The organism is Streptomyces sp. HSS9-12, assembly GCF_054963655.1.
The window spans coordinates 90,410-112,209 of sequence record NZ_JBUEGC010000009.1; the positions used below are offsets into that span (position 1 = coordinate 90,410).

The 21,800-nt window shown below is 69.1% G+C and carries 20 protein-coding genes; 16 read left to right on the forward strand and 4 right to left on the reverse strand.

Annotated features, from left to right (window positions below; all coding sequences use genetic code 11):
* Position 1 precedes the first annotated feature (1 nt).
* The 8 genes from ACY34J_RS07195 (at position 2) to ACY34J_RS07230 (ending at position 7,876) form a co-directional block, all read left to right on the forward strand.
* Positions 2-964, forward strand: a complete 963-nt coding sequence (locus ACY34J_RS07195; RefSeq protein WP_462725394.1) for a DnaJ C-terminal domain-containing protein — start codon at positions 2-4, stop codon at positions 962-964.
* Complete coding sequence (locus tag ACY34J_RS07200) at positions 961-1,323, forward strand: chaperone modulator CbpM (RefSeq protein ID WP_462725393.1); 363 nt, start codon at positions 961-963, stop codon at positions 1,321-1,323. The genes ACY34J_RS07195 and ACY34J_RS07200 overlap by 4 nt, the downstream gene beginning before the upstream one ends.
* On the forward strand, positions 1,314-3,959 hold the full coding sequence (gene clpB / locus ACY34J_RS07205) for an ATP-dependent chaperone ClpB (protein ID WP_462725392.1): 2,646 nt from the start codon (positions 1,314-1,316) through the stop codon (positions 3,957-3,959). The genes ACY34J_RS07200 and clpB overlap by 10 nt, the downstream gene beginning before the upstream one ends.
* Before the next feature lie 5 nt (positions 3,960-3,964).
* Positions 3,965-4,414 (forward strand): thioredoxin, encoded by a 450-nt coding sequence (gene trxA / locus ACY34J_RS07210; RefSeq protein ID WP_462725391.1) that lies wholly within the window; start codon positions 3,965-3,967, stop codon positions 4,412-4,414.
* 5 nt (positions 4,415-4,419) lie between these two features.
* On the forward strand, positions 4,420-4,683 hold the full coding sequence (locus ACY34J_RS07215; RefSeq protein WP_462725390.1) for a UBP-type zinc finger domain-containing protein: 264 nt from the start codon (positions 4,420-4,422) through the stop codon (positions 4,681-4,683).
* Positions 4,683-6,404, forward strand: a complete 1,722-nt coding sequence (locus ACY34J_RS07220) for an FAD-dependent oxidoreductase (RefSeq protein ID WP_462725389.1) — start codon at positions 4,683-4,685, stop codon at positions 6,402-6,404. Before ACY34J_RS07215 ends, ACY34J_RS07220 begins: the two co-directional genes overlap by 1 nt.
* A gap of 463 nt (positions 6,405-6,867) precedes the next feature.
* Positions 6,868-7,368 (forward strand): Hsp20/alpha crystallin family protein, encoded by a 501-nt coding sequence (locus ACY34J_RS07225; RefSeq protein WP_462725388.1) that lies wholly within the window; start codon positions 6,868-6,870, stop codon positions 7,366-7,368.
* Between the two features lie 76 nt (positions 7,369-7,444).
* A complete protein-coding gene (locus ACY34J_RS07230; RefSeq protein ID WP_462725387.1) occupies positions 7,445-7,876 on the forward strand; it encodes a DUF2267 domain-containing protein in 432 nt (143 codons plus the stop codon).
* Positions 7,877-7,986: 110 nt separating this feature from the next.
* Here the strand turns inward: ACY34J_RS07230 and ACY34J_RS07235 are convergent, their stop codons facing one another.
* The 3 genes from ACY34J_RS07235 to ACY34J_RS07245 form a co-directional block, all read right to left on the reverse strand.
* On the reverse strand, positions 7,987-8,436 hold the full coding sequence (locus ACY34J_RS07235; RefSeq protein WP_462725386.1) for a DUF1931 family protein: 450 nt from the start codon (positions 8,434-8,436) through the stop codon (positions 7,987-7,989).
* Positions 8,437-9,048: 612 nt separating this feature from the next.
* Positions 9,049-10,290, reverse strand: coding sequence for a cytochrome P450 family protein (locus ACY34J_RS07240; protein WP_462725385.1), 1,242 nt, complete (start codon positions 10,288-10,290; stop codon positions 9,049-9,051).
* A gap of 177 nt (positions 10,291-10,467) precedes the next feature.
* Positions 10,468-10,923, reverse strand: a complete 456-nt coding sequence (locus tag ACY34J_RS07245) for a MarR family winged helix-turn-helix transcriptional regulator (RefSeq protein WP_462725384.1) — start codon at positions 10,921-10,923, stop codon at positions 10,468-10,470.
* 92 nt (positions 10,924-11,015) lie between these two features.
* Here ACY34J_RS07245 and ACY34J_RS07250 point away from each other — a divergent pair, with 92 nt between their 5' ends.
* Both ACY34J_RS07250 and ACY34J_RS07255 read left to right on the forward strand, forming a co-directional pair.
* Entirely contained in the window at positions 11,016-11,345 is a 330-nt protein-coding gene (locus ACY34J_RS07250) for a rhodanese-like domain-containing protein (RefSeq protein ID WP_462725383.1), read from the forward strand.
* A 90-nt stretch (positions 11,346-11,435) separates the two neighbouring features.
* Entirely contained in the window at positions 11,436-12,014 is a 579-nt protein-coding gene (locus tag ACY34J_RS07255) for a YceI family protein (protein WP_462725382.1), read from the forward strand.
* Positions 12,015-12,107: 93 nt separating this feature from the next.
* Here ACY34J_RS07255 and ACY34J_RS07260 read toward each other — a convergent pair whose 3' ends face one another.
* On the reverse strand, positions 12,108-12,722 hold the full coding sequence (locus tag ACY34J_RS07260; protein ID WP_462725381.1) for a TetR/AcrR family transcriptional regulator: 615 nt from the start codon (positions 12,720-12,722) through the stop codon (positions 12,108-12,110).
* A gap of 455 nt (positions 12,723-13,177) precedes the next feature.
* Here ACY34J_RS07260 and ACY34J_RS07265 point away from each other — a divergent pair, with 455 nt between their 5' ends.
* The 6 genes from ACY34J_RS07265 (at position 13,178) to ACY34J_RS07290 (ending at position 21,748) form a co-directional block, all read left to right on the forward strand.
* On the forward strand, positions 13,178-14,365 hold the full coding sequence (locus ACY34J_RS07265) for a pyridoxal phosphate-dependent aminotransferase (RefSeq protein ID WP_462725380.1): 1,188 nt from the start codon (positions 13,178-13,180) through the stop codon (positions 14,363-14,365).
* Positions 14,355-14,882 (forward strand): DUF6190 family protein, encoded by a 528-nt coding sequence (locus tag ACY34J_RS07270; protein ID WP_462725379.1) that lies wholly within the window; start codon positions 14,355-14,357, stop codon positions 14,880-14,882. The genes ACY34J_RS07265 and ACY34J_RS07270 overlap by 11 nt, the downstream gene beginning before the upstream one ends.
* 40 nt (positions 14,883-14,922) lie before the next feature.
* Entirely contained in the window at positions 14,923-15,705 is a 783-nt protein-coding gene (locus tag ACY34J_RS07275) for a dihydrodipicolinate synthase family protein (protein WP_462725378.1), read from the forward strand.
* Complete coding sequence (locus ACY34J_RS07280) at positions 15,702-16,538, forward strand: iron-containing redox enzyme family protein (RefSeq protein ID WP_462725377.1); 837 nt, start codon at positions 15,702-15,704, stop codon at positions 16,536-16,538. Before ACY34J_RS07275 ends, ACY34J_RS07280 begins: the two co-directional genes overlap by 4 nt.
* On the forward strand, positions 16,535-17,830 hold the full coding sequence (locus ACY34J_RS07285) for a methyltransferase domain-containing protein (protein ID WP_462725376.1): 1,296 nt from the start codon (positions 16,535-16,537) through the stop codon (positions 17,828-17,830). Before ACY34J_RS07280 ends, ACY34J_RS07285 begins: the two co-directional genes overlap by 4 nt.
* A gap of 69 nt (positions 17,831-17,899) precedes the next feature.
* Positions 17,900-21,748, forward strand: coding sequence for a multicopper oxidase domain-containing protein (locus tag ACY34J_RS07290; RefSeq protein WP_462725375.1), 3,849 nt, complete (start codon positions 17,900-17,902; stop codon positions 21,746-21,748).
* The last annotated feature ends 52 nt before the right edge of the window (positions 21,749-21,800 follow it).

Consider the following 21,800-nt stretch of genomic DNA (forward strand, 5'->3'; position numbering starts at 1 on the left):
CATGGCACGGGACTTCTACGAGGTGCTGGGAGTGTCGCGGGGCGCGAGTTCCGACGACATCCAGCGGGCCTACCGCAAGCTGGCCCGCAAATACCACCCCGATGTGAACAAGGACCCCGAGGCCGAGGAGCGCTTCAAGGAGCTCAACGAGGCCTACAGCGTGCTCTCCGACCCCAAGACCCGAGCCCGCTACGACCGCTTCGGCGAGGACTTCCGCAGGATCCCGGAGGACTACGAAGAGCGCGTCGCGGCAGGCGCAGGCGCGGGTGTGGGCGCCGGAGGGTTCGGAGGCTGGCGCTCGGCAGGCGCGGGAGGTCCCAGGGTTCGCTACGTCCGCGGCTTCGGGGACGAGTTCGGGGGCGGCGGCATCGACTTCGAGGACCTCTTCGGCTCGTTCTTCGGCGCCGGCGGCGCCCGCGGGCACGTACCCGGAGCGGACCAGGAGGCCGAACTGCCGCTCACGGTCGAGGACGCCTACCACGGCGGCCGCCGCAGCGTCACCCTCGCCGGACCGTCAGGACAGCGCACAGTCGAGGTCAACGTTCCGCCCGGAGTCACCGACGGCCAGAGCATCCGGGTGCCCGGGCAGGGCGGCCGCGGCAGCGGAGACGCCCCGCCAGGAGACCTGTATCTGCGGGTCCGTATCCGGCCCCACCCGAAGTTCCGCCTGGACGGCCGCAACATCCACGTCCAACTGCCGGTCACCCCCTGGGAGGCCGCGCTCGGCGCGACCGTCCCCGTACCCACACCCGGTGGTACCGCCAAGGTCACGGTTCCCCCCGGATCCTCCAGCGGCCGCCGGCTGCGGCTACGGGGGGAGGGCATGCCCAACCCCCGCGGCACCAACGGCGACCTCTACGCCGAGATCCGCATCATGGTGCCGCCCAAGCTCACCGACCGGGAGCGCGAGCTGTTCGAAGAGCTCGCCGCCACCTCCTCCTTCGACCCCAGGAAGGCGCGATGAGCCCTCGACCAGCGAATCCAGTCGCCACCGCAGCGGATTCGACCGCCATCCGATACGCGCTGGTGCCCGTCCCCCGACTCTCCCTGGAGACCGTGGCCCGCCGGGCACAGCTGCACCCCGAGCTGATCCGTCGGTTCGTCGCCCTCGGACTGGTCGACGCCGAGCGTGACGCCTCGGGACAGCTGGTGTTCGCCCGGACCGCCCCGGCGACCCTCGCCCGCATCCAGCGGCTGCGCGCCGGACTCTGCCTCAACTACGCCTCTATCGGCCTGGTGCTCGACCTGCTCGACCGCATCAGCCGGCTCGAAGCCGCACTGCGGAGCGGCGGCACGAGGAGTGAACTACCGCCATGGACATGAACCGACTGACCCAGAAGTCCCAGGAAGCGCTGCAGGACGCCCAGACCAAGGCCATGCGTCTGGGACAGACCGAGGTCGACGGTGAACACCTGCTGCTCGCCCTCCTCGACCAGGAGGGCGGCCTGGTACCGCGACTGGTCGAGGCGGTGGGCGCCGACCCCACGGCGCTGCGCACCATGCTCGAAGCCGAGGTTGCCCGCAAGCCGAAGGTCACCGGGCCCGGTGCCACACCCGGCCAGGTCTTCGTCACCCAGCGCCTCGCCCGGCTGCTGGACGCGGCCGAGCAGGAAGCGAAACGGCTCAAGGACGAGTACGTGTCGGTGGAGCACCTCGTCCTCGCGATCGCCGACGAGGGGTCGTCCACCGCGGCGGGCCGCGTGCTCAAGGAGCACGGCGTCACCAAGGACGCCTTCCTCTCCGCCCTCACCCAGGTCCGCGGCCACCAGCGCGTCACCTCCGCCAACCCCGAAGTGGCCTACGAGGCCCTGGAGAAGTACGGCCGCGACCTGGTCCTCGAGGCCAGACAGGGCAAGCTGGACCCGGTCGTCGGCCGGGACTCGGAGATCCGCCGGGTCACCCAGATCCTCAGCCGCAAGACGAAGAACAACCCGGTGCTCATCGGCGACCCCGGCGTCGGCAAGACCGCCATCGTCGAGGGCCTGGCGCAGCGCATCGTGCGCGGCGACGTGCCCGAGGGGCTGCGGGACAAGACGATCTTCGCACTTGACATGGGATCCCTGGTCGCGGGAGCCAAGTACCGCGGTGAGTTCGAGGAACGCCTCAAGGCCGTCCTCACCGAGGTCAAGGCCGCCGCCGGGCGCATCCTGCTCTTCATCGACGAGCTGCACACGGTCGTCGGGGCGGGCGCCGCCGAAGGCGCCATGGACGCGGGGAACATGCTCAAGCCGATGCTCGCCCGCGGCGAACTGCACATGATCGGCGCCACCACCCTCGACGAGTACCGCAAGTACATCGAAAAGGACGCCGCGCTCGAACGCCGCTTCCAGATGGTGATGGTGGACGAGCCGAGCGTGGAGGACACCATCTCGATCCTGCGCGGACTGCGCGAGCGCCTCGAGGTCTTCCACGGCGTCAAGATCCAGGACACCGCCCTTGTCGCGGCGGCCACCTTGAGCCACCGCTACATCACCGACCGGTTCTTGCCGGACAAGGCCATCGATCTCGTCGACGAGGCCTGTGCGCGCCTGCGTACCGAGATCGACTCCATGCCCGCCGAGCTGGACGAGATCACCCGCAAGGTCACCCGGCTGGAGATCGAGGAAGCGGCGCTGTCCAGCGAGACCGACCCCGCCAGCAAGGCGCGGCTGGAGGAGCTGCGCAAGGAACTGTCCGATCTGCGCGCCGAGGCCGACGCCAAGCATGCCCAGTGGGAGGCCGAACGGCAGGCGATCCGCAAGGTACAGGAGCTGCGCCAGGAGCTGGAGCAGGTCCGCCGTGAGGCGGAGGAGGCCGAGCGCAACTACGACCTCAACCGAGCCGCCGAACTGCGCTACGGCAAGATGCGGGAGCTGGAGCGCCGGCTGGCGGCCGAAGAGGAGCAGCTGCGCATCAAGCAGGGCGACCACCCGCTGCTGCGCGAGGTCGTCACCGAGGAGGAGATCGCCGAGATCGTCGCCGCCTGGACGGGTATACCCGTTGCCCGCCTCAAGGAGGGCGAGCGCGAGAAGCTGCTGCGCCTGGACGAGATCCTGCGGGAGCGGGTCATCGGCCAGGACGAGGCGGTCAAGCTCGTGGCCGACGCGATCATCCGGGCCCGCTCCGGCATCCGGGACCCGCGCCGGCCGATCGGCTCGTTCATCTTCCTCGGCCCCACCGGAGTGGGAAAGACCGAGCTGGCCAAGACCCTGGCCGCGGCCCTCTTCGACTCCGAGGAGAACATGGTCCGCCTGGACATGAGCGAGTACCAGGAGCGGCACACCGTCAGCCGGCTGGTCGGCGCGCCGCCGGGATACGTCGGCTACGAGGAAGGCGGCCAGCTCACCGAGGCCGTGCGGCGCAAGCCGTACTCGGTCGTGCTCTTCGACGAGATCGAGAAGGCCCACACCGATGTCTTCAACACCCTGCTGCAGGTGCTCGACGACGGCCGGATCACCGACGCCCAAGGGCATGTGGTCGACTTCCGCAACACCGTGATCATCATGACCTCCAACATCGGCTCGCAGCACCTCATCGACGGCGTCACCGCCGACGGGGAGATCAAGCCGGACGCACGGGCCCTGGTGATGAGCGAGCTGCGGGCTCACTTCCGTCCGGAGTTCCTCAACCGCGTCGATGACATAGTGCTGTTCAAGCCGCTGGGCGAGGCCCAGATCGAGCGGATCGTGGAGCTGCAGATCGACGAGCTGCGAGGGCGGCTCGCCGAGCGCCGGATCACCATCGAGCTCACCCAGGCCGCTCGGGAGCTCATCGCCAAGGAGGGCTACGACCCCGTGTACGGTGCACGGCCGCTGCGCCGCTTCATCTCCCACGAGGTCGAAACCCGCATCGGACGGGCGCTGCTGGGCGGTGACGTCCAGGACGGTGCCACGATCCACGTCGACGCCCAGCACGGCGAACTGGTGGTCACTTACGAGCAGCCGGAGGAAGAGCAGCCGGAGCTCAGAGAGGCCGCGTGAAAGCAATGAGGAGCCAGACCGCCACCTGCGTCAACTGCGGGCGTACGAACAGGGTGCCCGTGGCAGCGGAGGGCCGTCCCAAGTGCGGCAACTGCAAGGCACCGCTGCCGTGGATCGTGGACGCCGGCGACGACGACTTCACCGATGTCGCGGAGAAGGCAACGCCGCTGGTGCTCGTCGATCTGTGGGCGGTGTGGTGCGGCCCCTGCCGGATGGTCACCCCCGCTCTGGAACAGGTCGCCAAGGAACTTGCCGGGAAGGTGAAACTCGTCAAGGTCGACATCGACAAGAATCCACGGATCGCCGCCCGCTTCAGCGTTCAGGCCGTGCCGACACTGCTGATCCTGGACAAGGGCGAGGTGATCGCCCGCAGGGCGGGCGCCGCTCCCGCGAACGTACTGCGCTCGTGGGTCGAGGAGTCGGCGGCGGGCCGGCAATCCGCTGGGGAAGGGTGAAGACGATGGCCACCCAGACCGACTGGCATCTCTCGCTGGTACGCCCCGTCACTCCTCGCACCCCTGAGGGGTGCGAGGAGTGCCTGCGGCTGGGGTCCCCCTGGGTGCATCTGCGGCTCTGCCTGACCTGCGGGCACGTCGGTTGCTGTGATTCATCACCGCACAAGCACGCGCGTGCCCACGCAGGTGCCCTGGGCCACCCCATCGTGAGATCCATGGAGCCGGGCGAGAACTGGCGCTGGTGCTTCGTCCACGAGGCCATAGTGTGATGTCGCAAGAAGACCACCAGGCACCGGAGGAGGGTGCTGAGGCCACCGAGTTCGAGACCCCGGATCTGTACGGGGCCTACCCCCGTCTGGCCGACGAACAGATCGTCTTCCTTGCCGAGTTCGGAGAGCGGTACCCGGTCGAGTCCGGCCAGGTGCTCTTCCGTGAGGGGGAGCGGTGCGAGGTCTTCTTGGTCATCCTCTCCGGCTCAGTCGCCATCCTCGAGAATTTCGGGACCCCTGAGGAGGTCGTCCTCAGGGTGCACGGTCCACGGCGATTCCTCGGGGAACTGGGCCTGCTTCAGGGACAGGTGGCCTTCTTCACCGCGGTCGTCCGCGAGCCCGGAGAGGTCCTCGCCGTCCCGGTCGACCGCCTGCGTGAGGCCGTCCACCAGGATCCCGCCCTCGGCGACCTCATCCTCCGCGCCTACCTGGGCCGACGCGCTCTGCTCGTCGGTCTGGGCGCGGGCTTCCGCATCATCGGCTCGCGCTACTCGCCCGACACCCGGCGGCTGCGCGAGTTCGCGGCTCGCAACCGGCTGCCCCACCGCTGGATCGACCTGGAGACGGACGAGGAGGCCGAGGCACTGCTGCGCCGCTTCGGCATCAGCCCGGAGGAGACGCCCATCGTCATCTGGCACGACCAGCGGCTGCTGCGCAACCCCAGCAACGCCGAACTGGCCCGGCTCATCGGCCTTCCCGCACCGGTCTCCGAGGAGAGCCGTGCCGACCTGCTCATTGTCGGCTCGGGCCCCGCCGGGCTGGCAGCCGCTGTCTACGCGGCCTCGGAGGGGCTGACGACCACCGTTATGGACGCGGTCGCCACAGGCGGCCAGGCGGGCACGTCGTCCCATATAGAGAACTATCTGGGCTTCCCGGCGGGGATCACCGGTGCCGAGCTCGCCGAGCGGGCCGCCCTGCAGGCGCGCAAGTTCGGCGCCCGGATCAGCATTCCGGCGGAGGCCACCGCGCTGCAGCTCCGCGACGGCGGCTACAGCGTCACCTTCGCGGACGGCAGCGAGGCCGTCGGCCGCACCGTCCTCCTGGCCACCGGCGCCAAGTACCGCAGGCTGGACGTCCCCGGGCTCGAACGCCTGGAAGGAGCGAGCGTCTACTACGCCGCGACCGTCTTTGAGGCCCAGCAGTGCCGGATGGACCCGGTCGCCGTCGTCGGAGGCGGTAATTCCGCAGGCCAGGCCGTACTCTTCCTCGCGAGCCGGGTGCCCCGGGTGCATCTGCTGGTGCGGGGCGGAGACCTTGGCGCCAACATGTCGCGCTACCTCGTCGATCAGGTCGAGCGCCACCCCAAGGTCAATGTCATGTTGCACACCGAGGTACGGGAGCTGAGAGGCGAACACGTCCTCGAGTCGCTGGTGGTGGAGAACAACCGCACCGGAGAGCGCCGCGAGCTGGAGGCCCGTGCCCTGTTCATCTTTATCGGGGCTCAGCCGTGCACCGCCTGGCTCCCCGACTCGCTCGCGCTCGACTCCCGCGGCTTCGTCCTCACCGGTGCCGACGCCCAGGCCTGCGCGACCCCCGACCTGTGGGAAGGCCGAGGCCGTAACTGCCTGATACTGGAGACCAATCTGCCGGGGGTCTTCTCGGCGGGTGATGTCCGCAGTGGTTCGGTCAAGCGGGTGGCCTCGGCGGTCGGTGAGGGGGCGATGGCCGTCCACCTGGTGCACGAACATCTCGGCCACACGGCTCAGGCCGGTACGAGCTGAGCGCGGACACCATGCGGACACACGTACTGCGTGAGCACGCCGTGTGCAGGGGACGCACTCCCTGGGCGAGGTGTGCCGAACTCACTCATGTTGCCCTGTGTCACTGCGCTCGGAGGTCGAGCGGCGGTGCGGGCTTTCGCCCCCGCAGGCGCAGGTGTGGCGGCCCTGCGCTTGCCACCGTGAAGGGGAAGCGGGGAGAGGCCTATGAGCGCTACCACCGGAGAACTGGGCACGGTCACCACGCAGGTCCCTACACGGCCATGGCCCTCGGCGGACTGGCGGAACCGGTCTTCGGCGTACGGGCCGGACAGCAATCGCTGGAGAACATTGTGGCACTGCGCGCAATGATCCGTGAGTCGCGCGCGGTGAGCCTGCCCCATCACAGCTACGCACCGCCCGGCCGGTCAGCCCAGCCGGGTGGGGGACACATCAGCGAACCATCCATATGACGGAGGTGAAGGTAATGACCATGCCCGTTCGACGACAGCGTCAGGCCACGCTGGAGCGTCCGCTGGGCTGGAGGCGTAGTCCGCTGGCGGAATTCGACGACCTGCTCAACCAGATGGGCGGTCTGCTCGAATCCACCGTCGGAACTGCCGTCCCCGCGGTAGCCGCAGCGGCATGGACGCCGCTGGCCGATGTGACGGAAACCGACGAGGCCTTCCAGATAGAGCTGGAACTCCCCGGGGCCAAGAAGCAGGACATCGACATCGAGGTCAACAAGCAGGAACTGGTCGTGACCGGGGAGATCAAGGAACGCGAGCGCAAAGGCATACTGCGCCGAGGCACCCGCCGTACCGGCCAGTTCGAGTTCCGGATGCTGCTTCCGGCAGAGGTGAACACCGAAGGCGTCAAGGCCGCCATGTCCGACGGTGTGCTCACGATCACCGTCCCCAAGGCGGAGGTCGCCAAGCCCCGTCACATAGAGATCACCGAGGTCAGCGAGAGCAAGGGCGGCGGCTGAGACCGCCAGACCCGGCTCTTTCTTCTGCGGCGGCCCCGTTGCCCCGGTGCCGCCGCAGCCACGGGAAGGACCCAAGATGGTTGAGACAGGCTTTTCCTCGTTCGACACCATGGTGGACAAGGTCAACCGGCTCCTCAAGGAGATCGAAACGGCCTACGGATGGCCCAAGGAGCGCCGGAACCAGTCGTACGCGGCCGTGCGAGCGGTGCTGCACCCCTTGCGGGACCGGCTGACGGTCGACGAGGTCGCGCAGTTCGGTGCACAGCTTCCGACGTTGCTGCGCGGCGTCTACTACGACGGGTGGAAGCCCAGGGAAACGCCCGTGAAGATGGACAGCGAGGAATTCTTCCGGCGCGTCCGGGAGAACTTCCCCTATGCGATCGAGGGCAGCATCGAGCAACTGGTGCGCACCGTCCTGCAGGCCCTCGAGCGTCACGTCAGCAAGGGGGAGTGGGAGGACATCAAGGCCCTTCTGCCCGCATCGCTGGCCGCGGTCATCCCGACGTAGACAGATCGCGGCCTGCCCGCTAGACGGATCGCGGCCTGCCCGCGGACCGGCCCCGCCCGACGCTCGGGCGGGGCCGGTCCGCGGACGTGCTCAGAGAAGCTCGAACAAGCTCAGAGCAGGAGGTCGAACACCTTCCGGACCGTGTCCCAGTGGTGGCTCTGCGGGTTCTTGATGTCCGGGTAGAGAATCCTGAACGTCTGGGCGAGTGCGAGGCTGAGTCCGCCGACGATCTCCGGGTACTTCGACTCCGTCTCCTCGTCGGGCTGGCGGTCCAGGAGCGGGTGGGAGGCGATCTGGTCCAGGATGGGCTGCAGCTCGATCTCGTGGTCGAGCGCCCTGAAGCGGTGAATGGTCTCCTGCAGTCCCTTGGTGATCGGCAGGTCCCAGGTGTGGACCACATCCCGATTGTTGGCCTTCGCGTGTGCCTGGGCGACGATCAACAGATCGTAGAGTTTCTCGTCGATGAAGTCGCTGTAGCGCTTCAGATCGTTCTTGTCGACGTCCAGACCCGCCGCCGCTCGGAAGAACCTCTCGAACCTGGACACGGACATCACGGTCATGTCTCCAACCTCCGGGGTCTGGCGCTGGGCGGTCCACCCGTCGCGCTCGGTTTCACCCTGGCTCGTGGGTCACGTGATCGCATGGGCACGCAGGGACGAATCGCACCGCCCCCTCTGCTGCTGGCAGGGGCAGAGGGTGGGTGGCACTCCGTCCGCGGCATCACGTCGTGGCCACGTCGTGGCCTCGTTCAACTCCACTTCCCCGGGGACTCAGTTCGGCGTCGCGACCCGGGGCCCGCCGCCATGCGCGGTGTCCTTTCGCCGGTGCGGTCTCGGTACCCGGTTCAGGGGCTTCCAGATGTCGGCGCTCAGCGGCTCCCGGGTGGTCCCGGGCCGTCTCCCGCCCGCTGAAGCGCACGGCCGGCGCGCAGGCCATCCCTGCGCGGGGTGGCGTCCGGACAGCCCCCTCCCGGCTGTACCGGGAGGGGGCGGACGCCGGCGGAAGTCGTCGGCGTGGTCGCGGGCCCACTGCTCGAGCGTGCGGGCCGGCCCTGGCCGGCGGTGGTTGGCCGCACACATGCGTACAACGCGCCCGCCGATGAGTTTCGGCCACAGCCCGGCCGCTTGCGGGGGATGCCCCATCATGCCCGCGCGGGCCAGTGCGACGGAGGTTTACGCCCGGGGCGCCGGGACCAGAAGCACCGGCAGGCTGCGGTGGCCGTTGGAGATGAACGACTCCACGGGCTTCAGCTCGTCCGCCGGGACAGCCAGTGCCAGGTCCGGGAACCTCTCGAAGAGGGCAGGCAGGGCGATTCCGGCCTCCAGCCTGGCCAGCGGTGCCCCGAGGCAGTAGTGGACACCGTGTCCGAAGGCCAGGTGCTCCTTGTTCGCCCGCGTGACGTCGAAGCGGTCGGCGTCCTGACCGTGCACCGAGGGATGCCGGCCGGCGGCAGCGTAGGCGGCGAGGATCGCCTCCCCCTTCCGTATCCGCACATCCCCGCTCTCGATGTCCTCGACCGCGTAACGGAGGGGCAGGCTCGCCACAGGTGCCTGGACGCGCAGCACCTCGTCGATCACATTGTTCCAGGACACCCTGCCCTCGACGACCAGGCGGAGCTGGTCCGGGTGGGTCAGCAGGGCATGAATCGCGTTGTCGAGCAGATTGACCGTGGTCTCGTGCCCGGCGCTGATCATCAGTATCAGGGTGTCAACCAGCTCTGCCTCCGACAGCCGCTCGCCGTCCTGGTCACGAGCCGCTATCAGGGCACTGGTCATGTCATCGCCCGGAGTCTCGCGCTTGAGGGCGACGAGGCCGGCCAGCACGGTGTGCAGACCCTCGAAGGTGGCCGCCGCCTCCTCCGCGGAGACGGAGGTGTTGAAGACGCTGTCGACCAGGCGGCGCAGCTCGTTGCGCATGCCGCTGTCTCTGACGCCGAAGAGCTCGCAGATGACCTGGATCGGGATCGGATAGCAGTACCGTTCCCGTAAATCCACCGCCTCTCCCGGGGGGACAGCGGCGAATTCCTCGAGGAGGACGGCGGTCAGACGCTCGATACGCGGCCGCAGGGCCTCGGTACGGCGTGCCGTGAAGGCGGGGGAGACCAGGTGCCGAAGCCGCCTGTGGTCGCTGCCGTACGCGGTGAACATGTTCTGCACCGCGACCCAGGTGAACAGCGGCCAGTCGGGGGTGATCCGCCCGTCGATCCACGCGGGCCAGTGCTGGCGCGGGTCCTTTGATACGCGAGGGTCGGTGAGCAGTTCCCTCAGCAGGTCCTGGTCACTGACGGCCCATGCCAGCACCTGCCCGGGGAGCTCCACCAGCGTTGCCGGCCCCCGCTGCCGGATACGGGCGGCCTCGCCGTGGATGTCCCCGCCCAAGGGGTCGATGACGAGGGGAGGGGTTTCAGATTCCATCCACTGGCTCCAGAGGTCTCGGTGCGCCGATGCGCACGCTGGTCGGTGGGAACGCACGGGCGAGGCGGTCAGGACACCGGTGGAGGGGCCAGCCCTTCCACTGTCGCCCCAACTGCCTTACCCATGCCGCGAGATGCCTATCCCGCGATGAGCCACTCACCAGCCCGGGGCTGATGGTCAGCCCCAGTCGACGTCGCTGTCCCGCTGCGCGACCTTGTACAGGGCGCTTGCGATGACCATCGCGTCCTCGTCCGTCAGGTGCGCGGAGAAGTGACGGCGGATGCTGCGCAGGTAGACCGGCGCGGTCTCGCGCAGCGCCTGAATGCCGTCGTCGGTGATCTCGGCCCAGGACACCCGCTTGTCGTGGGGATCGGGCAGCTTGCGGACGAGGCCGGCCCGGACCATCTCGTCCACCAGGCGGCTCACCCGGGTACGGCTCAGGACGACGCGGCTCGCGACCTCTTGCATGCGCAGTCCGCCCGCACCGGCCGCTTTGAGTTCGAGCAGCACGTCGTACCAGGTCAGGGGGACACGTCCCTCCCTCTGGACATCTCTTTCGATGGCGCGCACGGCGGTGTTGTGGGCGAGCAGCAGCGCACGCCATGCCTCGAGTCGATGATCCCGGTCTGTCACCTTGCAATTCTATCCCGCGATTGCATGTGTGCGCACGCACTTGTTAAGGTGTGTGCGTACGCACTTACCGCGCCCCTTCGGAGGTTGGCGAGATGGTTCAGAATCTTTCCCGCGACGAGGTCAAGCAGAAGATCGACGCGGGCACGGCCACGGCGGTCGAGGCCCTCCCGGAGTCGTACTACAAGGAGGCCCACCTGCCGGGTGCCCTCAACCTGCCGCACGACCAGGTCGACGAGCTCGCGCCCGGACTGCTGCCCGACAAGGAGGCGGCGGTCATCCTCTACTGCACCGGTGTGACCTGCCCGAACTCGACGATCGCGGCCAACCGGCTCGCCCACCTCGGCTACCAGAACGTCTACACCTACAAGGACGGCAAGGAGGACTGGATCGGAGCCGGTCTGCCCACCGAGTCCGGCGCCTGAGTACGTCTGAAACCTGAGGGTACTCACGGCACATAACGTCCGCTCAGGGCAATCAAGGCAATGTGTGCGAAAGAGGAGAGGTCAAGACCGATGACCGAAAGCGCAACCTCGCCCACCCGCGTGGTCGATGGCGTCGAACTCCCGGCCGCCGGCCCCTGGAAGGTCGACCCGGGGCACGCCGAAGTCGGCTTCGTGGGACGTCACTTCATGCTCACCAAGGTGCGCGGCCGCTTCACCAGCGTCGACGCCACCGTGAACATCGGTGAGCGGCCCGAGGACAGCACGGTGACCGCGGTGATCGACATGGCCAGTGTCGACAGCGGCGACAAGACGCGTGACGACCACCTGCGCTCCGAGGACTTCTTCGATGTGGAGAAGCACCCGAAGGCCACCTTCACGTCGACCTCGGTGAGCTGGAACGGGAAGACCGGCACGCTCAACGGCGACCTGACGATCAAGGACGTAACGCGCCCTGTCTCGCTCGAGGTCGAGTACCTCGGCTATGCGCGGGACCCGTGGGACAACGACCGTACGGTCTTCTCCGCCCGCGGGAAGATCAACCGCGAGGACTGGGGCCTGACCTGGAACATGGCCCTGGAAACCGGCGGCATCCTGGTTTCCAAGGAGATCGAGCTGGCGCTGGAGATCGAGGCCATCAGGGAGGCCTGAGCCACCACACGGAGCCTCCGCGGGTCCTGGGCGCGACCGCCGTGCCCAGGACCCGTTTGTATACGGAAGCGCCGCCCCGAGAGGCGAGGGGTTTCAGCCACCCAGCAGCCGCCGCACCAGCTCGCCGAGCGCGGCACGGGCACGGCCGGGGCCGACGTTGCGCCGGCGCAGCGCGTGGTGGAGATCCGCGTCGAGTGCCGCCAGGAGGAGGTGGGCCGTGGCCTCGGCGTCCATCCCGGGCCGCGCCTCGGCGAGCAGTATGGACAGATGGCGCTGCCAGAAGCGGTACGACCCCACCTGGTACCGGACACCGGGCGCGGTGGTCTCCGAGAGCCGTACCAGCTCCAAATTGGCGTCGAGCAGGTCGAGATAGGCATCGAAGAACGCGGTGATGCGGGCCGCCGCGTCGGCGCCGGGCCCCAGTGGAGGCGGGCCGAAGAGGATCCGCCGCTGCAACTCCCTGTCCTCCTCGTCCAGCAGGGCGACAGCCAGTCCGGCTTTGCTGCCGAATCTGCGGTACAGCGTGCCCTTGCCGACCTGTGCCCGTGCCGCGATGGCGTCCAGCGAGACGCCCTCGACGCCGTGCTCGCCGAACAGTTCCGCGGCGACCGCCAGGATGCGGCTGCGGTTGCGTGCGGCGTCCGCCCGTTCGCGGGGCGGCGGCCGGTGAGTGAGGTCGGTGAGCTCGCCGACCTGCCGGTCGTGCACGTGGCTTCGTCCATGGTGAGGGTGTGCTGGGCTTTGGGGGAGTCTACAGACAGCCGCCCGGCACTTGGCAGCCCGGTGACGGTTGCGGGAATGGCTCTCCAACTCGCCGATTCCGGCCTTGTCTGTTGAGCCCCGGCCGTGCCATCGTTTCCATCCGGACCGCAGTCCGCTTAACCGGGGGGAAACAATGGCAGGTATCACAGGCTCTGCGCCGTCCGTGAACAGCGATTCGGGCTTCCCGCCCACTGCGGCACGTTTCATCTGCTGAGGCAGCCACTGCCGCTGCCATCGCATCCCTGACTGCTGGCCGTGCCCGCCCCGCCGTGCCCGGCGGCAGCGCGGCCGCAGGCGACCGACATGCGAACTCCCGCGATACGCCGGCCCGGCAACGGGCTTCGGGCGTCGCTTTGCGCGTCCATCTCCGCACGGCTCGTCCAGACATGACCGGAGGAAGAGTGAACCCGCACAGCATCATGACCGGATCCGACAACCGGCAGCTCGTCGACCTGACCCAGCACGAAATCCAGGCACTGCGCACAAGGTTCAACCTCGCCGACGCCCACACCCACCAGCGGCAGTCGACCGCCCAGCGCGAGATCGTCTCCCGGCTGCCCGAGCTGTGGTACGAGGCGGAGAACGGGCTCCAGGCGACGTACGAACAGCGCTTCACCGAGGCATTCTTCCGGCTCCACCGGCAGCCCACAGCGCTGGCCAAGAACAAGACCATGCTCTCCTACGCCGCGTCCATCTCGACGATGGTCGCCGGCATGTACCTCAAGCAGCAGCGGATGTCCGTCACGCTCGTCGAACCCTGTTTCGACAACCTCTATGACGTACTCGCGAACATGGGCGTACCGCTCTATCCCATCGACGAATCCGCGCTGCACGACCCGGACCAGATCTACTCCGAGCTCAAACGCCGGGTCCGCACTGACGCGCTGTTCCTGGTGGACCCCAACAACCCCACCGGCTTCACTCTGCTCCAGCACGGCCGTAAGGCCTTCGAAGAGGTCATCAGGTTCTGCAAGGACCACAACAAGCTGCTGATCTTCGACTTCTGCTTCGCCTCGTTCACGCTCTTCGACCCGCAGCTCCCGAGGTTCGACATCTACGAGCTGCTGGAGAGCTCGGGCGTCTCCTACCTGGCGATCGAGGACACCGGCAAGACCTGGCCCGTGCAGGATGCCAAGTGCGCGATGATCACCCCTAGCGACGACATCCGCGAAGAGGTCTACAACCTGCACACCAGTGTGCTGCTCAACGTCTCGCCGTTCGTCCTCAACATGCTCACGCAGTACATCGAGGATTCCCGCCGCGACGATCTCGGCTCCGTACGCCAGGTGCTCACCCTCAACCGCGAGGCCATACGCAAGGCCCTCGACGGTACGATCCTCGAGCACCAGGACCCGATCGCCAACGTCAGTGTGGCCTGGGCCAAGATCAACCACCCCACCCTGAGCGCCACCGACCTGCAGCGGATCCTCAGCGACGAAGAGGTCTACGTGCTGCCCGGCCGGTACTTCTACTGGAGCCAGCCCGACCGGGGCGATTCCTACGTCAGGTTCGCGCTCGCCCGGGAGCCGCAGACGTTCTCCGACGCGATGACACGGATGCGCGAGGTGCTCGACCGCCATGCCTGCTGACCCGCACCCGGCCGGGCAGGACGCGGCGGCGTACGCCGACGCCGCGCTGTTCCTCGGCATGAACAGTACGGACGACGCGGTGCGGTGGTCCTGCAAGGCGTTCTTCGTCGCCCACCTGCAGGGGCGGCTGGTGATGAGCCTGGAGCAGGTGGGCCGCTGCGACGACATCATCTGGGGATTCAGCCGCGAACTCCAGGATGTCTATTACCCGTTCATGGACAACCTGCACACCGTCATGGACATCCGACGCGTGGGATACGACGAGGCCGATGTGCGCCGGGGCACGGAAGACGAGGAGATCCCGGGCCACCTCCCCGTCCACGAGAGGCTGCTGCTGGGCATGGTCCTCAACCGCAAGGGACTGCTGCACACGCCCAGTCCCCGGCTGCTGCACCACCGCGACCTGCCCGTGCGGGCTCCCGAGTCCCCCACCGGGCCCACGCCCGCCTTCCCCGAACCGCTCGAAGGCCTCTACCAGCAGTCACTGGCGCTGCGCGTCCCCGCTGATGCGCTGTGAGTCCCGTAAGCGAGGACCGGTGGGGGAGGGAGGCCACCGCGTGATCAGCGGAGTGACAGTGGCGATGGTGACACCTGTCACGGACGCGGGAGAGGTGTGCGAGAAGAGCGTGGCCCGGCTGGTCGCCGCGGTACACCCGCACGCCGACGCCCTGCTGCCCGCCCTCAGCACCGGTGAGGGCGGGTCGCTGACGGATCGTCAGTGGCAGGTCATGGTGGCGGCCACGGTCCGGCACTCGGATCGGCTGCCGGTCCTGGCGGGCGTGCTGCGGCCCACCACGGCCGAGGTCGTCGCCCGGGCCCGGGCCGCGGAGGAGATCGGCGCCGACGCCGTCGTGGCCACCACACCGTACGGGCCCGAGGTGACCCAGGAGGAGATGTACCAGCACTACAAGGACATCTCCCGCGCCACCAGTCTGCCGGTGGTCATGTACCACGAGTCCGCGGTCTCGGGAAACAGCCTCGAGCTCGGCACCCTGCTGCGCATCTGTGCGCTGAGGGGCGTGGCCGGCGTCAAGGACTCCGCGGGCAGCGCGCGGTTCACCCGGGAGCTGATCGCGGCCGGACCAGGCGTGCCCGTCTTTCAGGGGCTGGAGCACCTCCTGCTGGAGTCGGGGCCCGTGGACGGCTGCGTCGTCGCCCTGGGCAACGTCGAACCCGCCCTGTGCGCCGCGCTGCTGACCGACCCTTCCGAGGAGCACGCGGCCAGGCTTCAGCAGGCCTGCGTGCGGTACGGACTGGAGCGCGACGACTGGTACCTCTCCCTCAAGACCGAGCTATACCGACGCGGAGTGCTGGAGACAGACAAGGAGGTCCCGCAGTGAATGTGACACCGCAGCTCACCGGCAGCGCGCACAAGCGCCTGTTCATCCTCAACCGCAGCCGGCCGGCCGCGGCGGTTGTGGCGGAGATCGAAGCACTCGAAGCCGAGTGGATCGAACCGCTGCTCGCCCGCGTCACGGCCGGCACTCAGCCGCTCGCCTCCCGCGCCGAGTGGACCGAACGGCTCGAAGAGCTGCTCGCGCGGGAACGCGCGGGCAGCTCGACCGGCAGCTATCTCGCCGAGAAGGCCACCCGTGAGCAGTTCGCCCACGTCGTACGGGAGTTCGCGCTGGACGGGCTCACCGAGGCGCAGAACTTCTTCCCCGCGATACCCCGCCTGCCCATCAGGGCACAGATGGCCGTGATGCGCGTCCTCATCGACGAGTTCGGTTGCGGCAATCTGCGCCAGGCCCACTCGCAGCTCTACCTCAACCTGCTCGCCGAGCTGGGACTGCCGCAGGACATCGAGAGCTTCCTGGACACCACGGGCGATGAGACCTTCCAGTTCCTGAACGTCTTCTACTGGCTCACCCAGCGCGCCGAGGATGTGGAGTACTTCCTCGGCGCGCTGGCCTACCTGGAGGCCGCCATCCCCGACGCCTTCACCGTCCAGGCCCGGGCCTGCGCCCGGCTCGGCATCGCCAACGGGCGGTACTACACCGAGCACCTGCACATCGACACCTTCCACATGCAGGAAATGCAGCTCGCGATCAAGGAATGCGAGACGGCAGAGGGGATCGACGCCACCAAAGTGTGGATCGGTGCGCAGCTGCTCTCCGAGCTGATCGGCGGCGCCTTCGACGCCGCCGTGACCCGGGCGAAGGAGGTGGCATGAACGACGCGGTGCTCGAAGAACTGCCAAGCGGCCAGGTGCGGGTCCGGGTCGCCGGCCGGGAGTTCGTGATCGACGGGGCGTGCACCCATCGGTTGGGCCGCCTTGTCCACGGATACGTCAACCCCCGCACCCTCCGCATCACCTGCCCGCTGCACCGCACCAGCTTCGACCTCACCACCGGCTGCCCTGTCGCCGGCCCCGCCGACGAGGCGCTCACCGTCCACCGGGCCGGCGTACTGGGGCAGTTCTACGAGGCGGAACAGCTGTGGCTGCCGGCCTCCGAGCGGCTGCTCGACTGGGACGACGGCTTCCACGACCTCATGCTCGGCGACCGGCTGCGGATGGAGTCGTACCAGGCCGCGATCGCCGAGGCCGTACGCCCCGGGGCGATGGTGCTCGACCTGGGCACCGGCACCGGCATCCTCGCCCGCTGGGCTCTGGAGGCGGGCGCCGAGCGCGTCTACGGCATCGACCTCAATGAGAAGATCCTCGACACCGCGGCCGAGCGGCTTGCCGCCGCCGGATTCGGCGACCGCTTCCACCCGTTGGCCGGGTACTCCTTCGACCTGGAACTTCCCGAACGGGTGGACCTCGTCATCTCCGAGATCATGGGCAACCTCGCGGACAACGAGAACTGCGTCGAGATCCTCGACGATGCCCGCCGGCGCTTCCTGCGCCCGGGCGGCAGCATGCTGCCCCAGTCCGTGGAGAGCTATCTCGTACCGGTGGCAGCGGAGCGGGCTCACGAACAGCTCCGCGAGGGGGCGCCGCAGGACGCCGCGGGGCAAGCGGGCTTCGCCGAGCTGCTGCGGCGGCGCGGCGCCCGCGACCCTTTCGACCTGTACTACGACGCGATCATCCCAGTACTGGGCCAGCTCGCCGCACCCCGCCTGGTGCGCCGCTACGACTTCCAGTCCGCCGGCGCCGCGCACGGGACCAGCTACCGGGTGCCGCTCGTCTACACGGTTCAGCGTGACGGCCTGTTCACCGGCTTCAAGGGCTACTTCGTCGCCACGCTCTCGGACACCGTCGCCCTGGACATCTCCGGCGACGACATCGAGGCACCCACCACCTCCGACAGCTGGAAGCACGCCTATCTGCCGATCTCGGAACCGGTACCCGTGCGGCGCGGGGACCGGATCGCGGTCGCCTTCAGCCGGCAGCGCCCCGATGACGGAGCGGATCCGGCGGACGGCTCCTTCGGCCAGGTCTACCGATGGGAGGGCTCGGTGATCTCCGGCCACGTCACCGTCGCCCGGTTCGCCCACAGCACACGGCCCGACCAGGCCTGAGTACGCCGCGCGCCGCACCACCGCGGGGCGCGGCCACGCACCGGACACACCAACGGGGGACGCACACCCATGAGCACTTCACTGACACCGGCAGAGCAGACCAGGGACGGACGCCCGGTCCGTACATACGACGTCGTGGCACTGCAGGTGCCCATCGCCCACAACGAGTTCGGCGACCACGACCGCGAGGGGACCCTGTACGTCCTGGCGCGGGACGCCGAGGAACTGCGCGAGGTCGCAGCCACCTGGCCCGATCCCTTCCCCAGCTATCTGGAGGAACCCGAGCGCGTGCCCGGTCCGCACCCGCTGGCCCGGCCGCTCGTGCTCCGCGTGCGCCGCGGCGAGCGGCTGCGCGTGCGGCTCAGCAACGAACTGCCGCGCCCCGTCGGCATGACGATGCAGGGTGTGCGCTACGACGCCCGCACCATGGACGGACTCGCGGCGGGTGCCAACCCCGACAGCGCCGTTCCGCCCGGCGAGGCCCGGGTGTACGAGTGGGTCTGCGAGCACGAGGGCGTATTCCACTTCGGCGACATGTCCGACGCACGCGGCGAGGGCACCCAGAGTCACGGCATGGTCGGCGCCCTGGTGGTCGAGCCGCCCAACGCCACCTGGACCGACCCCGAGACGGGCGGCCCACTCGCGAGCGGGCTGTACGCGGACGTGCACCTGAAGGACCGCAGTTTCCGCGAGTACGTCATCGTCATGATGGAGTACCCCAACAACCACAACCCCGTCACCCCCGCGATGCCGGGCCACGGCCACGGAGGTGGGCATGGCGCACCGGTGGTCCAGCACACCCTCCGCGCCGGGGCGCCCACGGCCACCCCGCACGCATCCGACACCATCGACGACCTGACCACGCCCAACGTGGCGATGCTGCCGGTCAATCTGCGCATCGAGCCCATGGAATGGCGGATGTACCGCTACCAGAAAATGATCGAGGACGGGGTCCTCGATCCGGAGCGTGACGCCGTCATCGGCGAGGAGATGCACCACAGCTCGTGGATGTTCGGCGACCCCTCGACTCCCGTACTGCCGGGCTACGTGGGCGACCCCGCCGTCATCCGGCTCGTCCACGGCGGCATGCGCGACACCCATGTCTTCCACACCCACCTGCACCAGTGGCATGCGGACCCGCACGACGAGAACTCACCGATCGTCGACTCCGTCAGCATCAGCCCGCAGCAGGGCATGACACTCGACCTGATCGGCGGACTTGGCTCCACGCAGCGGGCGGTCGGGGACTCCATCTGGCACTGCCACATGTATGTGCACTTCCACATGGGCATGTGGGGACTGTTCCGGATCTTCGACACGCTGCAGGACGGCACCGGCCGCTATCCCGACGGCCGCCCCATCCCCGAGCTCGTACCACTGCCGCACCGCGACCGGCCACCGCTCCCCACACCTGAGCGCCCCGGGTTCCCCGCCTTCGTGGCCGGGTCGGCCTCCTACCCGCAGAAGAACCCGAGGCCGCCGCGGACCCCGCTGCAGCCGCCGGGCATGGGGCGCGAACCAACCGAACTGGAGGCCGAGGCCTTCGTCGACGACCCGCAGCCGGGCGAGGCGTTCACCAGGATCGGGCCGCCCGGCGCGCCGGTGCGCCGCTATCACCTCGTGGTCACAGGCGGCACGCTCCACTACCACGGAGATCCGACGGAACCGCACGCCGTCACCTGGCACGACCACAACGGCATGTTCTACGTACTCGCCGAGGAGATCGAAGAGGCCGGCGGACTGGAGGAGTTCAAACGACAGCTCGCCAAGGGGGAGCGGACCCTGGAACCGCTGGTGATCCGCGCGAACCAGGGCGAGGTGCTGGAGCTCACCCTCACCAACGCCCTGCCGCACGGTCCCCAGAAGGAGACCGCCTTCGACCCCGGGCTGGCGTTCCAGCCCGAACTCGGGCTCCACACCCACTTGGTGAAGTACGACCCCCTCGTCTCCGACGGCTCCGCGGTCGGCTGGAACTACATCTCCGCGACCACCACGGCCGACCAGGGTGACGAGGCGTTCCGGCAGTACAACTCGTGGACCTACCGCTGGTATGTCGACCAGGCATTCGGCACCGTCCTCTTCCACGACCACCTGCTCGCCAACCACCGCCAGCGGCATGGCCTGTTCGGGGCGCTGATGGCCGAGCCCGAAGGCGCGCAGTGGGTATCGCCCGCCGACCACTCCAAGCCGCTCAGGCGCGGCAGCCAGGCCGTCATCACGCTCCCGGACGGACGCTCCCACCGCGAGATGGTCCTGGCCATCGGTGACTTCGTGCCCATGGTGCGGCACGGCGGCCACGGTGGTGACCACGGCGGGCCCATCAACCCGCCCCCCTTCCCGGGAGCCCCGGACGACCAGGGCGTCATGGGCGTCAACTACCGCTGCGCCCCGCTGTCCGTGCGTGGCGGCGACCCGGCCGACTGGTTCTCCAGCGCCGTCCACGGCGACCCCGGCACACCGCTGCTGCGCGGCTACCCGGGCGAGGACCTGCGGGTGCACATCCTGCAGGGCTCGCACGATCTGCAGCACAGCTTCACCCTGCACGGCGCCCGCTGGCGGGAGTGGGCCCGCCGACCCGACACCCCCTGGCGCAACCAGCAGACGCTGGGGATCTCCAACGTCGCGGAACTCGCCCTGGACCCGGCCACCCTGGGTCCTGGCGACCACCTCTGGGCGTTCAGCGCGAGCAACGACCTGTGGCTGGGCTGCTGGGGGCTGCTGCGCCTGCACGAGCGCCGCCGCACCGACCTGCCGCCACTGCCCGGCGCCCGGGCCTCGGCCGCCCCTGCCCTGCCGCAACGGCGCGCCACCCGCCGCTATACCGTGCGCGCCCGCGCCCGCGTCATCGAGTACAGCGACCGGCGCACCGATCCGTACGGCCTGGTCTGCACCGTCGACGGGGACCACGGCGCCGACGCGGGCCGTACGCCGCTGGTGCTGCGCTGCCGGGCCGGAGAGTGGGTCGAGGTGACCCTGATCAACGAGCTTGACGCAGTGCCCGCGGCCAACCCCCACGACCCCGGGCTGATGGCCGAGCAGGATCCCGGCGCCCGGACGGTCTCCGGCCGAGTGTCACTCCACCCCACGCTGCTCGGCTATGACGTACGGACGGACGACGGCGCAGCGGTGGGCCGTAACGAGGACAGCACGGTCAAGCCGGGCGGCGCCCGCACCTACCGCTGGTACGCCGGGGAACCGGGCGTCGTACTGCTGCGCTCGTTCGCCGACCCCGTCTCGCACATGCGCCGCGGTCTGGTGGGCGCGCTCGTCGTCGAGGAGTCGGACGCCACCCCGTACGACCCGCGGACCGGCCGGGAACGCTGGACCGGCGAACTGTCCGTGGTACGCCGCCCGGACGCCGAGCCGGTGCGGGAACTCGTTCTGGTCACCCAGGACGGCCTGCGTCTCTACCACGACGGGGACCTCACCCAGCCGGTCACCGACCTGTTCTCGGACAGTCCCGACGACGCGGGCCAGAAGGCGTACAACTACCGCACCGCGGCCCTGCATCCGCTGGACCCTGTGCTGGCGGCCCCCGAGCCGCCGACGCCGCTGCTGCGCTGCCGGCCCGGCGACCAGGCGGCGATCCATCTCGTGGTCGGCGCTTCCCGTATGCGCAATCAATGCTTCACGGTCCACGGGCAGGTCTGGGACGCCTCCGAGACGGGGCGCGGGCACTATGTCTCGACCATTGGCGCCCTTGCCTCCGGCAGTACCCGCACCGTCCGCTTCCGCGCCAACCACCCCGGCGACTACGTGTATCGGACGGGCAACCTCCACTGGGGAGTCAGCGAGGGATGGTGGGGGCTGGTCCGGGTGGGGGAGGCCCATGACCACAGCGCGACCGCCGGCGGACACGTGCCCGACCCGCCCGACCCCGGCGTGGCCCATGACGGTGCCATGGGCGACGGCGAATGATGGGCGGGGCGGCGCGTTGGACGACAGACGCATGACACGAGCCGAGGAGACC

Coding starts and splice junctions, on each gene's coding strand:
- ACY34J_RS07285 (WP_462725376.1), top strand. CDS start 16,535: ATGAACGACGCGGTGCTCGAAGAACTGCCAAGCGGCCAGGTGCGGGTC.
- ACY34J_RS07230 (WP_462725387.1), top strand. CDS start 7,445: ATGGTTGAGACAGGCTTTTCCTCGTTCGACACCATGGTGGACAAGGTC.
- ACY34J_RS07250 (WP_462725383.1), top strand. CDS start 11,016: ATGGTTCAGAATCTTTCCCGCGACGAGGTCAAGCAGAAGATCGACGCG.
- ACY34J_RS07270 (WP_462725379.1), top strand. CDS start 14,355: ATGCCTGCTGACCCGCACCCGGCCGGGCAGGACGCGGCGGCGTACGCC.
- clpB (WP_462725392.1), top strand. CDS start 1,314: ATGGACATGAACCGACTGACCCAGAAGTCCCAGGAAGCGCTGCAGGAC.
- ACY34J_RS07200 (WP_462725393.1), top strand. CDS start 961: ATGAGCCCTCGACCAGCGAATCCAGTCGCCACCGCAGCGGATTCGACC.
- ACY34J_RS07235 (WP_462725386.1), bottom strand. CDS start 8,436: ATGACCGTGATGTCCGTGTCCAGGTTCGAGAGGTTCTTCCGAGCGGCG.
- ACY34J_RS07220 (WP_462725389.1), top strand. CDS start 4,683: ATGTCGCAAGAAGACCACCAGGCACCGGAGGAGGGTGCTGAGGCCACC.
- ACY34J_RS07215 (WP_462725390.1), top strand. CDS start 4,420: ATGGCCACCCAGACCGACTGGCATCTCTCGCTGGTACGCCCCGTCACT.
- trxA (WP_462725391.1), top strand. CDS start 3,965: ATGAGGAGCCAGACCGCCACCTGCGTCAACTGCGGGCGTACGAACAGG.
- ACY34J_RS07225 (WP_462725388.1), top strand. CDS start 6,868: ATGACCATGCCCGTTCGACGACAGCGTCAGGCCACGCTGGAGCGTCCG.
- ACY34J_RS07240 (WP_462725385.1), bottom strand. CDS start 10,290: ATGGAATCTGAAACCCCTCCCCTCGTCATCGACCCCTTGGGCGGGGAC.
- ACY34J_RS07290 (WP_462725375.1), top strand. CDS start 17,900: ATGAGCACTTCACTGACACCGGCAGAGCAGACCAGGGACGGACGCCCG.
- ACY34J_RS07255 (WP_462725382.1), top strand. CDS start 11,436: ATGACCGAAAGCGCAACCTCGCCCACCCGCGTGGTCGATGGCGTCGAA.
- ACY34J_RS07195 (WP_462725394.1), top strand. CDS start 2: ATGGCACGGGACTTCTACGAGGTGCTGGGAGTGTCGCGGGGCGCGAGT.